The organism is Veillonella agrestimuris (genome assembly GCF_943193065.1).
Lineage (GTDB): Bacteria > Bacillota > Negativicutes > Veillonellales > Veillonellaceae > Veillonella > Veillonella agrestimuris.
Genome location: NZ_CALPCS010000009.1, coordinates 33,497 through 50,317 on the forward strand (window position 1 = coordinate 33,497; position 16,821 = coordinate 50,317).

Below are 16,821 nucleotides of genomic sequence, written 5' to 3' on the forward strand. Positions count from 1 at the left end.
TATTGAAAAGGTGGTATCCACAATGAGTTCAAGTAAGAATAAAATGTCTGTATTGCAGCTGACTATTCTAACCGCTGTTAATATGATGGGCTCCGGTATCATTATGTTGCCGACAAAATTAGCTGAAGTAGGGGCTTTATCCATCGTATCGTGGTTGATTACAGCTGTAGGTTCTATGTGTTTGGCTTACGCTTTCGCTAAAGGCGGTATGTATACTCGAAAAGGCGGCGGCATGGGCGGTTACGCAGAATACTCTTTCGGTAAAGCTGGTAACTTCATGGCCAACTATACATATGGTGTATCTTTATTGATTGCTAATATTGCTATCGCTATTTCTGCGGTTGGATATGCAGCAACCTTTATGGATGCTCAATTAACACCTCTTATGACTGGTATTTATACAATCTTTACACTTTGGTTAGCCACTGTTCTTAATTTTGGCGGTGCTAGCATCACTGGCCGTGTATCTAGTTTTACAGTGTGGGGCGTTATTGCACCAGTACTTGTAATCAGTACAGTTGGTTGGGCTTATTTCTCTACAGATATGTACGTTGCAAACTGGAACGTTCACAATATGCCATTTGGTGAAGCCGCTACTAATTCCATTGCCATGACATTGTGGGCTTTCTTAGGTCTTGAGTCAGCTTGTGCTAATGCTGATGCAGTAGATAACCCTGAGAAAAACGTACCAAAAGCCGTGCTTGGAGGTACATTAGGGGCTGCAGTAATCTATATTGTATCTACAAATATGATTTTCGGTATTGTTCCTGCTAATGAATTAGTAAACAGTAATGCACCATTCGGTTTAGCCTTTGCCTCCATGTTTGACTCTACAGTAGGTAAAATTGTTATGGGTCTTATGGTTATGTCCTGTTTCGGATCCTTATTAGGTTGGCAGTTCACTATTGCTAACGTATTTAAAGGTGCTGCTGATGAAGGTTATTTCCCTAAATTATTCAGCAAAGTTACATCTAAAGATGCTCCAGTAATTGGTATGATTACGATTACTGTTATTCAATCGTTCATGAGTTTAATGACGATTAGTCCATCTTTGAGTGAACAATTTGAAACTCTTGTTAATTTAGCGGTAGTAACTAATATCATTCCATATCTCTTGTCCATGGGCGCTATCATGGTACTTATGAAAGCGGCACAACGAACTGGTACAGAATTGAAAACAACTGTTTTCATCGCTTTCCTCGGTTCGTTATATAGCTTATATGCTCTATATGCATCTGGATTTGAAGCTATGACATATGGTTCTATCGTAACCTTTGCAGGTTGGACATTGTATGGTTTTGTATCCGATCGATTTGATTTAGAACAAAATATTGGAAAATAGAAAATATTGATTGACTCTTATTAAAAAATTAGAACATCCTATTTATGGATTATAATTTTCTGTGTATAGAGTACAAAAGTTAACCGCATTAGATATATCAATATGAAGAGTAAGATAAAATGCGGGCGTTGCTAAATATTGGGGTGTCACACCTCTAGGTACTTATTAGGCACCAATCACATTTGTGATTGGTGCCATTTTTGTTTAGAAGACGTATATAAACCCTAAATCGTTCAAAATGGCGAGTCCATAGCTAATACGCTAGAGTACTCTTTAATTTGTGTAGTCGTGGGATTACACCTGACTACAAGTATGTTCTATTATGGGCAATTCGAGTCTAAAGAGAATTGTGTTATCATCCGAAGAGCTATTAGTAATATATTTTATAAGTTAATATTCTTAAGTAAGTGTGGTGTTCGTTAAGAATAGACAAATGTTGACGGGGGGGGGGGGGGGATTCTATATATAATTTAGATATATTTAGAATGAAAATATTAGAAACTAATTAGCATAAAATATAGTTTAAAATTAGATTATTTTGATTCCGGCGATATGATTTGTTGAGAGTGTAAAATAATTTCAAAGTTGACTAATTGAAGAGTTTGTATGTGTAGTGTTGAACACCAAATTTAGATGTATTTAGTAAGAGGAGAGAGTATAGAATGAGTAGAAAGTTGCAAGAAGAGTTTATTAGCGTAATAGCAAAGGTAACAAAATCTGTTACTAATGATGTTATAGAGAATACATCTATAAAGGCGTTAGAAAAACATTCACAAATGCTGGGAAAAGTTGAGGCTATTGTTAAAAACTTTGATACTAAATTAGTTAAAGATAAAAAATCTTATGAAAATATTAGATCAATGACAGAACAAAGCACAAAAGAATTTTATAAGAATTTATCTGAGTGGAATAATGCTATAGAAAAAGAAAATAAGTTAATTATATCTTTGACTAATAAAGCTGATAAATTTAATAAAGAGTCAATTATAAAATTAGATAATTATTTAGGGCATATTGAAAATCTTGAGAAAGAATATTTAACTACTCAAGAAATTATTCGAGATATAGAGATTAAAAATCTTCAATTTTTAGCTGAACAAAAGATGTTTTATGAACAGGCTCAAATAGATAAAGAGGATTATCAAAAGATGTTTAATAATATGTCATTAAAGCTAAATATTATAGCTGCATTATCGATGCTATTTAATGCAATTTTTATTATTATTTTATTAACTCTAAACTGGTAATGATATGGATACGCAATTAATAAATGAGATTAATGATTTATTTGATAAAGTTGAAGATTCTTATCGAGCAGGGGCTCGAAACAATGCTAAAAACCATATATTAAAATCAGTTGATCTTTTAGAGAAGGAATTAGCTTATGAGTGGGGTGAAGCTAATTTTGGGGAGAGCAATATTACAGGTGTAGAATTACGAGCAATTCATGAAACAATTATTAAGATAAAAGAGTTGGCAAAAGAATTAAATAATAAATTTATGTTATTTGTCATGGGAAGTGGCAAAAATGGTAAATCTACTTTAATTAATGCTTTAGCAGAACAATTAGTTGCAAAAGAAAGTGTTAATCCAGAAACTTGGAAAATTGATGTTTTTACATCGGAAGATTTAACAGATGGAGTTATATTAAAATTTAAAGATGGCACAGAACGTCATTATACATTAAAGGAGGCTCAAAATTATCTACAATTAGAAGATGAGAAAATTAAAGCGTCTAAAGCATATATTAGGCAAGAATTAAAACAGGCCAAAAACTCTGGATTGGATTTAGTAGCACTTGAAGAAAAGCAATTGGAACTACAAAAATATTATCTTTATAAATCTGATGTTACTGAGATGATTACATCAGTTAAGGGTAAAGGAATATTGAAAAATTATAATCTTGTTGATACACCTGGTTTAAATCAAGAGATAGATGGAATTATAATATCTAATGTCAAAGAATATTATGGAAAGGCGGATGGAATTATTTGGGTATTGCCAGGTGATCGTATAGCTAGTGCTGGTGATCGTAAAGAGATTGAAAAAGTACTAGAAGAGTATGGTAATAATAATAATATCATAGCGGTTATAAACAGGTTGGATAATATTTTAGCAAATGGTCAAACTGTCGAGGGCGTTATTAGTGATGCAAAAAAGTTCTATGGAGATATTTTTTATGACTTTATTCCGATATCTGCAAAACAAGCTAGAGAAGCACAAGAAATATTGTCAATAAGTAGTAAAAATAGTGAAACTTTTTTGCAGGCAAAAAAACTATTAAAAGAAAGTAGGTTTGAGCATTTATTATTGCACTTAAATAAAACATTATTTTCTAATGCACTAGAAATACAAATTCAGGCTAAATTAAAAAATACTAGGTTGTTATACGAAGATGTAAAATTAAAAACTGAAGTTTTGTATAAAAAAATTAAAGATGCAAATAATAAAAGAATAGATTTAAAAGAAGATTTAGATAGTGAATTAGATGAGAAGATAGAGTATTGGAAAGATCAATTTGAAATATTAGTACAAGATGAGGCTAATCGTGTTGGACAGATTGCTGCTAATTATGAGGAAGAATTGTGGAGATTAGATGGGCGAAAGTTCGATAGATTTGTTAGGGATACAATAATTGAGCCAGAGATTGTGTATAAAAATTTAGAAAGTTTAATTTCACAATGTGAAGAAGATTTCACTAAGTTTTTAACATATAAGCATTTAGCTAATAGATTTATAGAATTTGAAAATTTATATCCAATTGATTCTGAAGTGATATTTGAGGTAGAATTCTCTGATTTTGATGATTTTAATGATATTGCAACTATGTTTACTGGAGATGGTTTTTGGGACTCTATTGGTAGATCGTTGGCAAGAGTGTTAACGGAGAAAAAAAGTAAAAGAATTAGATATAAATTTGAGAGTCAATTAAATAATATGATAAAAGAAATCATAAATAGTGTTCATAATAACATTTCAGAAACTAGTTCGATAATCCATAAGAATAGAGAAGATTCTTTTAGTATTTTATACGGGCCTTCTGAAATCGTTCCAGAACTTATAGAGAGATTATCAGTGTTGAAGAATATTGAATTTTCTGAGTTTAAAGATCTCTCATTAAGTGATTTACTTTTTAACACTTGATATAAAGAGGGAAAACTATGGATATTTTTAGCTATGTAGAAAATGTAAATAAAAAAATTCTCACATCACCTTTATACGGGCAAAATGATTCAATTGCTAAAGAAATTAGCTACAATATTGAGATTTTAAAGAATAAATTGAATGGCTCCTTACATTTAGCAATAATTGGGGAGGTTAAGTCAGGTAAGTCTACATTGGTAAATGCTTTTGCGGGAGGCTCAATTTCGCCTCAGAATGTGAGTGAAGCTACAGCGTCCATTATAAAAGTTTCTTATTCGGATATAGAGTCTGCAAGTATAAATTATTTGGATGGTAGCAAATTTAGCGGCTCTATTGATGAAATTTATGATGAATTAACTAAAAATATAAATGATCAGACTTATTTTAAAAACTGCAAAGATGTTGAAATTTATAGATCTATGTCAGGATTAAGAAATCTATTTATCATTGATACACCTGGCTTAGCAACAATTACAGAAGAAAATGAGACTAGGACGATAGATTATTTTCAAGATGTTGATGTAGTATTGTGGGTTTTTAATGGAAACTATCTTGGACAGAGTGATATAAATGATTATGTAAGGAAAGTAGCAGGCATGGGGAAGCCCATAGTAGCTGTAATTAATAGGATTGATGAAGTACAAGCAGATAAGGAAGAATTGATTGAGTATTTAGATGACTCAATGGGATTGTATTTTGACAAAATTTTCCCTATAAGTGCTAAACTGGCTTTTGAAGGGCGATCTACTAATAATGAAGCATTAATTAGAGAGTCTGGATTTCAAAGTTTATATCAATATTTAGAAGAGAATATAGATCGACAAGCGAGTGCTGTACAGGAGGAGTCTGTAAGAAACTCTATAAAGGTTCTTGAAAAACAAATTGGAGTTATACATCAACATGCATTAAATAATATAGAATTAAAATTAGATTTGTTTGATAAAATTGAATCAAAGATTGATTATGCTACATCAAGTTTAAAAACAAATATAGAGAGATATATATCTAAATGGATTTATGAAGAATATTTAGTTACTGAAGAAAGAAATATAAGGGCTAAATTTTCTGATAGAAGATTTTACGAAAAATTACCGTCAGAAACCGAAGTGATGGACGTAGTTAATGCATCAATTAGGAATGGGAGTACTGACATAGATATTTTTGTAGAGAAGTTAAATGCCCAGATTAATGAATTGTGGAAAAATTCTTTGACAAAAGTTGATGAAGAATTTGAAGAAGAATTAAATATTTCTATTAAAAGTCAAATTATTGAATATCAAAAGTCAGCAGAGTTTGTCCATTTAGGCGTTGAGCATAATGGGTTTCAAGATTCTGTCATGACAGCAGTTGCAGCTGGAGGAGCACTATCTGTTTATGCGGCTGTATTGGGACCTGCAGCCACCCACGTTAGTATAGGGGCTGCTTTGGGAGGGGTTATGCCTCCGGTTTTGTTGGCTGGTGCTGCAGTTGGTGTCTTGAAAATGTATAATGATCGAAAACATCATATAGAGCATTTGAATGATAGTGTCAAGTCTATGTATCTAACAGCAAGAAAGGATTTATATAAAAACTTTATTGATAATATATATCAATATATTGATGAATTAAGAGATAACACTATTATAGATGTAAAAGATAGATTTTTAAAATCTAATTTTAATAATATGAATAAAGAGGATGTATATATTTTAAAAGGAGATATAGAGAGATTTCTGATAAATACTGGGGCGGAGAATGAATAAAAAGAGAATTGGGAATGAAAATAATTTAGATGTATATATTAGAATACTTTCAAAACTATATCCCAACAGTATTTATTGTGTGGGGTTTATTGATACCTTTAAAGAAAATATAGTTTATAAATATTTTGAATGGGAAGGAAGAGTTAGTGTTGTTGAGTATTTTAAAACAAATATTATTCTGTTTTTAATATATTTAGTTGTAGGTATATTTTTAATCTTTTTGTTTCCTGTCGACACATATCCTAATATACAAATTTTTTATTTAATTTTATTTTCGATTATCACTATTATTCCTATTATTACTTTAACGATTAGAAGGCTACACGATTTAGACATAGGGATAAAAGGTCTTGTGTGGGTATTTTTTCCTATTTTAGGGCCTTTGTATATATTCAATAAATTAATAAAAAATGGTAATGCGGATGTAAACTATTATGGGGCGCCTACTGGGCAAATTTACTTTCCCCAATTGGAATATTTGGGTAAAAATTGGAGTACTAAAATATATAGATATATTTTTTTAGTTTTATTAATAGCTTCTCTTATTTTTACTCATTATGCGCAAAGCTCTTGGGCTAAATATGAAAGTATAATTACTGAGCTAGAATCTGCTATATCAAGACAGGTACTGGTATATACCAATTTATTAAATCAAGAAACTAGTGAGCGAGAGATAAACTATATAAACTCAAATCAAGATATTCCGAGAAGGATGAATGAGCCTAAAGTAGAAAGAAATGAAAGCATAAATAAAACAAATGAATCTTCCCCAAACAGCTCTTTTTCAAAAGAGAATCTAAAGCCTCTTCAAGAATCAAAGAGGACAGAGACTAAGTTATATAGAAATAACAGATTTGGATTCTCTATAAAATATCCTGGTAACTTACGGCATACGAATTCGTCTACTGATGGAAGTGGGCGAGAATTTTTCGTGGATGATGAATCTATTGTTATAAGAGTTTATGGCTTAAATAATATAACGGGAGAAACAGTACAAAGTATATATAGGGAGAGTCGGGAGCGAGCCAGTGAACATGGAGAATTCGGCTTTCGAACTATTAGGGATAATTGGTATGTTGTTACTTATAGTGCTGGTGATTATATATATTATCACAAAAGCTTTGTCGGTTCAAAATCCATAAATTCTCTTGATATTAGAATATGGGCATCTAAAAAGGATGATTATACAGGAATTATAGATCAGCTAGAAGCTAATTTTAGTCCTGGCAACCTAGATGAGACTCACTGATAAAATGAAAGAGCTACAACTGAATATGATTTTAGGTATCCTGTTGGAGCGATTTTGATTTTTGTTAAAGATTTGGGTACCCTCTCTTATAGACTCATTTTAGGCATCAATCACAATTGTGGTTGGTGCCATTTTTTGATTAAAAGAGCGGTATAAAGCATCAATCGTTCAAAATGACGCAATCCATAGATAATACTCTTGAGTGTTTTTATTTTTTGTTAAACAGCTTTGTATATCTATTGGAATATGGTAATAGGAAGCCGTTAATAATTGATTGCAAGAAATGTAGGGGATGGTATATGAATTTTGGAATAACAGTGCAATATTATTGTAATAAAAATATCACATACATTAGCAACCGTAATGTATGTCAAGCTTTTAGAGAGGTTATTAAATAATAGATTAAGGATGGTTATGTTCGGTTGTATATCTTGGAAGATAAAATGATTTTTCTCTGAAAATGAATAATAACAATGCGGAGAAATGTATTATAATTACCGATATTTACCGACTAATGTACTTCGTTACCAGCTCAAATTTGACAGTATGAACACGGTAATCTTTGGCGCGTCTAGTAATTTGACCATAATGGAGAAAGGAAGGCTGTTACTGGTAATTCGAGTCAAAGACAAATGTGTCAGAATTAGGATAGCCATTTGTAATATCTTCTTTTTATAGTGTAAAGAAATTCTGCATAATCTGTAGTAGGCATATATATTCACATCCTTTTTGGGGAATTTTGATACTTTATTGTAAAATATCTGAGGCTATAAGTCTTTTTTACAAAAATAATATTGAAGTTGCACCTTGTTGATGTACTCAATATTAATTCTAGAACCTAAATCATCAATGTAGTGTATAATACAATAGAGATATAGAAAGGAGCTAGCTATGGATATATTAGGAGCTAGGCGTTCCATAGAACAAAAATTATTAATGCAATCGGTGGCGCTTATGTCGCTAGTGGCTATTAGTGGTACGATTATGGGCGTTGTTACTGGATCGAGTGCAGTATTGTTAGATGGGGTCTTTTCCTTCGTCGATGTAATTATAAAAATTATGATGCTTATGACTGCTAAATTAGTGGCGAGGGAAACGAGCAAGCGTTTTCAATTTGGCTATTGGCAATTTGAGCCTCTCGTATTGGCTGTAGAAGGATTTTTTATTTTACTTATCGTTATTTATGCCTTATTTAGTGGTATAACGGATCTGTTAGGAGGGGGGCGGCACGTAGACTTTGGGCCAGCTATTTATTATGCTATATTTTTTACCATTGCAGATACGGCCTATTATTTCTATGTAAAGCGTATCAACAAAAGTTTACAATCTAATTTAGTTAAGTTTGATAATGTGAGCTGGTATGTGGATGCTTTGTTAGAAGCAGCTATTTTGATTAGCTTTGTAGTGGCTATTTTGTTAGAAGGTACAGAATACGAAGAGTTTGCTGTGTATATAGACCCTATTGTGCTTATCGTATTGGCTTTACAAATGGTGCCATCGGTAATCCATATTTTAGTGCCTGCTACAAAACAAATTTTAGGTTGGGCGCCTACATCATTGCATAATGAAGTTCAAGAGATTATGGACCGATTTATGGAAAAATATAATTTCAAAGATTATGTAACCAGCGTGCAAGCCTATGGCAATACACGGATTATTGAAATTGATATTTTAGTGCGGAAAAATTTCCCTTACCAAACCATTGCTGAGTTAGATGGGATTCGCAATGAAATCGATGAAGAAATTGGAGGGAACCCGACAGAAAAATGGGTTACTATTTCCTTTACAAGTACTAGAAAATGGATGGCTAAAGATTATCTCCTTGACGAAGAAGATGATGATTAATACTGCATTTTATGGTATACTTAAATGTATTGAAATTCTAGTTTGTCCGTCATATAAAAGAGGTTAATAGGATGTTAGATTTGAAGTTTGTGCGAGAAAATCTCGATTTAGTAAAGCAAAACCTTGAAAACCGTCACACTACAGGTGATTTAGACACTGTTGTAGCTGCTTACGACGAAAGAAAAGAGTTAATTCAAAAAGTAGAGGAATTAAAAGCTTTACGTAATTCTGTAACAGAAGAAATTAGCCAGTTAAAACGAAATAAAGAAAATGCTGACGATAAAATTGCTGAAATGAAGCAAGTAGGCGATACAATTGCTGATTTAGACGGTCGTATTCGTGAAGTAGAAACAACGCTTCGTGACGCTGCATTGATGTTGCCAAATATGTGCGATTCCTCTGTTCCTGTTGGGGCTGATGAAAATGACAATGTAGAAATGCGTAAATGGGGCAATCCGCGGGCTTTTGAATTTGAACCTAAAGCGCATTGGGATTTAGGGGAATCCTTAGATATTCTCGATTTTAATAGAGCTGCAAAGATGAGCGGTGCTCGTTTTACTGTCTATAAAGGGCTAGGTGCTCGCTTAGAGCGGGCTCTTATTAACTTCATGGTAGACCTTCATGTAGATAAACACGGCTATACAGAAATGATGACACCTTACATGGTGACAAGAGAAACATTGACTGGTACTGGTCAATTGCCTAAGTTCTCTGAAGATATGTACCAAGTAGCAGATACAGAATATTTCTTAATCCCTACGGCAGAAGTAACATTGACAAATTATCATGGTGGTGAAATTTTAAGCGAAGATGAGTTGCCTAAATATTACACTGCTTTCACTGCTTGTTTCCGAGCAGAAGCAGGTTCTGCTGGTCGAGATACGCGCGGTTTGATTCGTCAACATCAATTTAACAAAGTAGAAATGGTTAAATTGGCGAAGCCAGAAGAGTCTTTCCAAGAGTTAGAAACATTGACAGATAATGCAGAAGAAGTATTACGTCTATTAGAATTGCCGTTCCGTGTCATCACTCTTTGTACGGGAGATATGGGCTTTGGTTCTGCTAAAACATACGACGTAGAAGTATGGATGCCGTCGCAAGAAAAATACAGAGAAATTTCTTCTTGCTCTAATATGACGGACTTCCAAGCGCGTCGCGCTAATATTAAATTCCGTCGCGGTCCAAAAGGTAAACCAGAATTAGTACATACGTTGAATGGTTCTGGTCTTGCTGTAGGACGTACAGTAGCGGCTATTTTAGAAAATAACCAACAAGCAGATGGCTCTGTCATCATTCCAAAAGTTCTTGTTCCATATATGGGCGGTGTAGAAGTGATTACGCCTGCTAAATAATAGACAGTAGGGAGATAGTATGAAATTCTTTATTGATACAGCAGAAGTAAGCGAAATTAAAGAGGCTTATTCTTTCGGTTTTATCGACGGTGTAACGACAAATCCGTCTTTGATTGTAAAAGCAAAGAAAAACTTAGACGTAGTAATCAAAGAAATTGCAAATTTCGTAGATGGTCCTGTTAGTGCGGAAGTCATTGCGAGTGACGCAGACGGGATGATCAAAGAAGCTCACGAATTGGTAAAGTTAGGCTCTAATGTAGTAGTAAAAGTGCCTATGACATCAGAAGGCCTAAAAGCTGTTGCAGTGCTTTCAAAAGAAGGCATTAAAACAAATGTAACGTTGGTTTTTTCTGCTAACCAAGCCTTATTGGCGGCTCGCGCAGGGGCTACTTATGTAAGTCCTTTTGTAGGTCGTATTGACGATATTAGCATGGATGGGCTCACATTGATCCAAGATATTGCTGATATTTTCGCTATTCATAATATCAATACAGAAATTATTGCTGCTAGTGTGCGCACACCGATTCACATGTTGCAAGCTGCAAAAGCAGGTGCTCATATTGCAACAGTACCATACCAAGTGTTAATGCAAGCTATGAAACATCCATTAACAGATGCGGGTTTAGAAAAATTTATGGCTGATTGGCAACAAGCTAATCAAAATTAAGAGGAGGCTCATATGGATCGTACATTATCATTAGAATTTGCTCGCGTTGTAGAAGCGGCAGCTCTTCGCAGTGGACGTTTGTTAGGTCGCGGCCAAAAAGATGCAGCTGATGGATTAGCTGTAGATGCTATGCGCCAAGCCTTTGATTCTGTGCATATTTCTGGGACGGTTGTAATTGGTGAAGGTGAAATCGACGAAGCGCCTATGCTGTATATTGGCGAAAAAGTTGGTGCTGGTGGTCCAGAAGTGGATATTGCAGTAGATCCGATTGAAGGAACGAATTTGATTGCTAAAGGTCAAAATGGTGCTATTGCAGTTATGGCCATCGCTGAAAAGGGCGGTTTGTTACATGCCCCTGATATGTATATGGAAAAACTTTGTGTGGGCCCTCGTGGTGCAGGTGCTATTGATATTACGAAATCTTTAACTGAAAATATCAAAAACGTAGCTGCTAAAATGGAACGGAAAGTAGAAGAAATCAATCTCGTTATGCTTGATCGAGAACGACATTACGGTTTGATGCAAGAAGCTCGTGATTTAGGGGCTCGTATTATGCTCATTTCTGATGGTGATGTGAACCCTGCTATGGAATGCTGTATTGAAGGTTCCGGCATCCATATGGTAGTCGGTACTGGTGGCGCACCAGAAGGGGTGTTGGCAGCAGCTGCATTGAAATGTGTGGGCGGAGATATGCAAGCTCGTTTAAAACCAGAAACAGATGAAGAAGTTCGTCGTTGTATCGATATGGGTATTAAAGATGTAAACCAAGTGTTGACTATCGATGATCTTGTAAAGAGCGATGATGTTATTTTTGCTGCTACTGCTATTACGCGAGGCAATTTGTTGAATCCAATTCAATATTTCCCTGGTGGTGCGCGGACTCATACACTCGTTATGAGATCTAAAACTGGTACAGTTCGATTTCTAGATACAATCCACATGGATGACAAACTTAAAACGTTAAAAGCTCGATAATATATGATTGTTATGCCGGCTCTAGGTCGACATGAATTTCGATATGAGTTGATTGAAAAGCTCTTCTCTACTATTTTGAGAGGGGCTTTTTGTTTGCTCGAATTGATGAGGATAATCTTAGGAGATTACTTGAAGTATAGAGAACAAAAATAGTATAATAAGATTTAGTATATAACGATGTAACATATACAGCTATGGCTGTTCAAAATATAGGGTATGTAGGAGGAATTCTTTTGGAAAAGCTAGTTATAAATGGTGGCAATCGACTTGAAGGACGTGTTCGCGTAAGTAGTGCTAAAAACGCTGTTCTTCCTATTATTGCAGCTACATTATTGGCATCTACACCAAGCAAATTATTGGAAATTCCTAATTTGGAAGATGTAGGCACTATTTCGCAAGTAATTGAAGCTTTAGGTGTGAAGATTACGCGCAATGGAGGGGATGAAATTATTTTTGACGCTTCCATGTTAACGGCTACAGAAGCACCAAATGAATTAGTACGTAAAATGCGGGCTTCCTTCCTCGTGATGGGCCCTTTATTAGCTCGTAAAGGAGAAGCTAAAATCTCCTTGCCGGGTGGCTGTGCCATTGGGGCTCGTCCTATTGATTTACATTTGAAAGCTTTTGAAGCGTTAGGCGCAGAAATTGAAAGTACAGAAGAATATGTATGTGCTAAGGCTCCTAATGGATTAAAAGGGACTGAAATTTATTTAGACTTTCCAAGCGTAGGAGCTACTGAAAATGTAATGATGGCTGCTTCTATGGCTGAAGGTAAAACGATTATCGAAAATGCTGCAGAAGAACCAGAAATCGTAGATTTAGCAACTTTCTTGAATGCTATGGGGGCTAATATCCGCGGGGCTGGTACTAATGTAATCCGTATTGAAGGTGTGCCTTCTTTACATGGTGCTATTCATACAGTGATTCCTGATCGCATTGAAGCTGGCACATATTTAATTGCTACGGCTATGGCTGGTGGGGATGTATTCGTAGAGAATGCTTTGCCAGAGCATTTGAAACCAGTAGTAGCAAAATTGAAAGAAGCTGGCGTTACTGTAGAAGAAGAAATCGATGGTATTCGTGTAGTTAGCTCTGGTAAAGAATTGAAGGCTGTAGATATTAAAACGTTGCCATATCCAGGCTTTCCAACAGATATGCAAGCTCAATTTATGGCTTTTACAACTATTGCAGAAGGGACAAGTACTGTTACAGAAACAGTATTTGAAAACCGTTTTATGCACGTTGCAGAGCTTCGTAAAATGGGTGCTCATATCGATATTGATAATCGCCAAGCTATTGTAGCAGGCGTTCCATCCTTACATGGGGCAGACGTAAATGCTACAGATTTACGAGCCGGTGCAGCTCTCGTATGTGCTGCGCTTGCTGCAGAAGGGACTACTAAAATTGGTCGCCTTCATCATATTGACCGTGGTTATGATGATTTCGTAGGTAAATTGAAAAGGTTAGGTGCCGATATTGTTCGGATTGACGAATGAGAAAAGGAACCAAAAACAGAATAATAGAAAACAAAGCCGGCGCACAGAAGAGCCGGCTTTGCGTCGCAAAAGACCCAGACCAGAAGCGGTAGGAACAGAAACTCAAGGTGAGAAGCGCTCCTTAAGAGAACACATTCAACCAGAAGGGGATTCCACTAATCGGATAGGTACGCAACAAAGGCTAAAAGGGATGTCAACACAGCGCCGAAAACGCAGTAAAAACAGTAAAAGTGGGCCGCAGTACACAGAGAAGCGAAGTGCTAAATCTGTTTTGACCAACAAGGTTGAGTCAGCGTTACGGCGTACTGTGGGGACCGCTTTGCGGGCTAAAGAAGAAGTTAATGAGCGCAGAAAAATGCGGGATGCTTCTGTGAAAGTGACTGCATTACGCCGTAAAGAGCGCCAAGAGAAACGAACGCAACCAATTGCGAAAACGACGCCTACTATGGCGTTGAAACGCATCGTTTCTCCTGCTAATGTAGGTCATGCGGTAGCAAAAGTAGGCCGTTCTTTGACTTTCGACATTGGTATTGATTTAGGGACTGCTAATATTCTTATCTATGCAAAAGGGAAAGGTCTCGTCTTAGATGAACCATCTTGTGTAGCAAAAGATATGCACACGGGAGATGTGTTGGCTGTTGGTGAAGAAGCCCATCGTATGATTGGGCGGACGCCACAAGGGGTGGAAGTAATCCGTCCTGTACAGGCCGGTGTCGTTGCAGATTACGATATGACAGAATTTATGTTGAAATACTTGATTCGTTCTGTTATGCCTGCATCTCGCATTATGAAAACTCGCATCGTCGTTTGCGTTCCATCTGGCATTACGCCTGTTGAAAAACGAGCCATTTTAGAAGCTTTGCTTCGCATAGGTGCTAAAAAGACCGTCCTTATTGAAGAAACGCTAGCGGCTGCTATGGGAACTAGCTTAAATGAAGCTGATCAAGTAGGAGCCATGGTCGTCGATATTGGCGGGGGTACTACGGATATTGCTGTCTTAAGTGATACAGGTGTTGTTGTTAGTGAGTCGCTCCGCATTGGCGGTGATACTTTCACAGATGCCATTGTTCGTTATGTGCGAAGAAAGAAAAAACTTGTCATTGGTAATCTTACGGCAGAAGATATAAAAATCTCCACTGGTACCGTAGACCGTAGATCTCAAGAGAGACATATCGAAGTACGTGGTCGAGATGCGTCTACGGGATTACCAAATACGGCGTCACTTACATCGTTGGAAGTACAACGGGCATTAGAACCGCAAGTGATGAATATTTTGGAAGGCATTAAAGGTATTCTTGAAAAGACACCGCCAGAATTAGTGGCAGCTATTGGCGATCATGGTATTATTTTAACTGGTGGTGGCGCTTTGATTGACGGTATTGATCGAGTAATTTCTCGATCGGTGGGTATTGCTGCGTATGTAGTAGATTCTCCGCGTTATGCCGTTATTAAAGGGGTAGCGAAAACATTAGATGAAATCTCGTCGCTTCGCGATACATTAGAAGATTTGCAATAAACATATATAAAGCTATGAGAAAGGAGCGTATCATGACTGGCATTACTAGAACTGTATTATCTTTGTTAGTCCTTAGCACAGTTGGTTCTACTGCATTAGCAGGGGATTTAACAAACCTTAGAGTATCGAATTATGATGGCACGAGTCGAATTGTGTTAGACGTAACAGAACTGCCTTTGTCGTGGACTAAATCCTATCATAGTGATTCTCGTACGGTAACCTTAAATTTAGCTAATATTACCAATAAAGTGACTACATCCATTGGGAAACAAGTGTCTAAGGATGGGGTTCTTAAAGATGTGTCCATTTTCCCTGCTAAAGGGGGGATTCAAGTTAAGTTAGGTGCTAGTAAAGCCGTTAATTTTCATGCTTTTTCACTGTCTAATCCGGATCGCATCGTTGTGGATATGTTTTCTGATTATAGTCAGAAAACAACAAAAAATATAAGCGACTCCATAGGGGTTACGAAAATTAAGACGACTGTGCCAGAAGGCGTTATAAAAGCGACCTCTCTTGTAGTAAGTAATGAATCGCCTATGATGGTTATGCACGACGAAGATGGACTTACGTTAGCCTCTGTTACAGAGAAATACATTGCGGCCCTTGGTCTTACTGAAAAAGGGAAAGATTTTAATAAACTTTATTCTGTAAGTCGCAGTGGGGATATGGATATTGATAAAATTGCATCTGTTGGTGTATTGCGGTATACGCCGAGTAGAGGCTATTTCGTAGAAGAAAAGGCGCCTCTATTGCAGGTGAAAGCTGGCAAAGAGCAGATGATAATATCTTCTGTAAATAGACCGCGCCGAAAAGATTCTCTAGCACTGTACACACCTCGTTTTGGGAATAGTACAGAAACCAATCAATACGGTCATGAAGTGACTGTTACCGGAGGTAAGGTAGCAAGTATTAGTAATGGCAATTCACCGTTAAAAGTTGGATCCTATGTATTGTCTGCTCATGGGGAAGCTATTAAATCTTTACAATCCTTAACAATAGGAACGCCTGTATCATTACAACCGCGAGAAGCATTAGCTAAAGTCGATACAGATGGAGGCTCTGTATTTGAAGGTGGTCATCTTGTTTTGCGCAATGGCTCTTATGTAGGTCCGTTGTCATCGACCAATGAAGGACGAACCTTCATCGGTTCTACTAAGGATGAAAAACTCATTGTAGTAGCTATTGATAAAAAAGAACCACAATCGGTAGGAGTCACCTTAGAAGAAGGAGCAGAGCTCTTGAAATCACTCGGTGCTGTTAATGGCTTTGAATTGTCTAACCAAGGTCGAGTCGATATGACTGTTAAAGACGAACCAATCGATAAAAGTGGGCAGAATAATACTGTGTATGAAAGTATTTTGCTAGTCAAATAATGATACACATAGGTTGCATAAAAGTTGCATACAATTTTGTTTGAAAAAAAAGAATAAATTTAGTATAATAGATTCAATCATTTAATATCTAAATGTTACATATTATATAGAAGGAGGGAT

Annotated in this window: 12 protein-coding genes; all 12 read left to right on the plus strand. The window is 35.9% G+C overall.

Features of this window, described 5'->3' with window-relative positions; all coding sequences use genetic code 11:
- The first annotated feature begins 22 nt into the window (after positions 1-22).
- The 12 genes from potE (at position 23) to NFR29_RS05465 (ending at position 16,701) form a co-directional block, all read left to right on the plus strand.
- Positions 23-1,342 carry a putrescine-ornithine antiporter gene (potE, locus tag NFR29_RS05410; protein WP_251424301.1) on the plus strand — a complete coding sequence of 440 codons (1,320 nt, stop codon included), beginning with the start codon at positions 23-25 and terminating at the stop codon, positions 1,340-1,342.
- A 662-nt stretch (positions 1,343-2,004) separates the two neighbouring features.
- Positions 2,005-2,589: a hypothetical protein gene (locus tag NFR29_RS05415; RefSeq protein ID WP_251424304.1), complete on the plus strand. Its 585-nt coding sequence runs from the start codon at positions 2,005-2,007 to the stop codon at positions 2,587-2,589.
- A 4-nt stretch (positions 2,590-2,593) separates the two neighbouring features.
- Positions 2,594-4,486 carry a dynamin family protein gene (locus NFR29_RS05420; RefSeq protein WP_251424306.1) on the plus strand — a complete coding sequence of 631 codons (1,893 nt, stop codon included), beginning with the start codon at positions 2,594-2,596 and terminating at the stop codon, positions 4,484-4,486.
- Positions 4,487-4,503: 17 nt separating this feature from the next.
- The gene (locus tag NFR29_RS05425) at positions 4,504-6,228 is read left to right on the plus strand and encodes a dynamin family protein (protein WP_251424308.1); all 1,725 of its coding nucleotides are present in this window, start codon (positions 4,504-4,506) and stop codon (positions 6,226-6,228) included.
- Entirely contained in the window at positions 6,221-7,477 is a 1,257-nt protein-coding gene (locus NFR29_RS05430) for a DUF805 domain-containing protein (protein ID WP_251424310.1), read from the plus strand. The genes NFR29_RS05425 and NFR29_RS05430 overlap by 8 nt, the downstream gene beginning before the upstream one ends.
- Positions 7,478-8,368: 891 nt before the next feature.
- Entirely contained in the window at positions 8,369-9,322 is a 954-nt protein-coding gene (locus NFR29_RS05435) for a cation diffusion facilitator family transporter (RefSeq protein WP_251424312.1), read from the plus strand.
- Positions 9,323-9,393: 71 nt separating this feature from the next.
- Positions 9,394-10,674, plus strand: coding sequence for a serine--tRNA ligase (gene serS, locus NFR29_RS05440; protein WP_251424314.1), 1,281 nt, complete (start codon positions 9,394-9,396; stop codon positions 10,672-10,674).
- A gap of 19 nt (positions 10,675-10,693) precedes the next feature.
- Entirely contained in the window at positions 10,694-11,341 is a 648-nt protein-coding gene (gene fsa / locus NFR29_RS05445) for a fructose-6-phosphate aldolase (protein WP_251424316.1), read from the plus strand.
- 12 nt (positions 11,342-11,353) lie between these two features.
- The gene (gene glpX / locus NFR29_RS05450) at positions 11,354-12,316 is read left to right on the plus strand and encodes a class II fructose-bisphosphatase (RefSeq protein ID WP_251424318.1); all 963 of its coding nucleotides are present in this window, start codon (positions 11,354-11,356) and stop codon (positions 12,314-12,316) included.
- A 233-nt stretch (positions 12,317-12,549) separates the two neighbouring features.
- Positions 12,550-13,812, plus strand: coding sequence for a UDP-N-acetylglucosamine 1-carboxyvinyltransferase (gene murA, locus NFR29_RS05455; protein ID WP_251424319.1), 1,263 nt, complete (start codon positions 12,550-12,552; stop codon positions 13,810-13,812).
- A gap of 355 nt (positions 13,813-14,167) precedes the next feature.
- Positions 14,168-15,328, plus strand: a complete 1,161-nt coding sequence (gene mreB, locus NFR29_RS05460; protein WP_420908277.1) for a rod shape-determining protein — start codon at positions 14,168-14,170, stop codon at positions 15,326-15,328.
- Positions 15,329-15,360: 32 nt separating this feature from the next.
- Entirely contained in the window at positions 15,361-16,701 is a 1,341-nt protein-coding gene (locus tag NFR29_RS05465) for a phosphodiester glycosidase family protein (RefSeq protein WP_251424321.1), read from the plus strand.
- Positions 16,702-16,821: the final 120 nt, after the last annotated feature.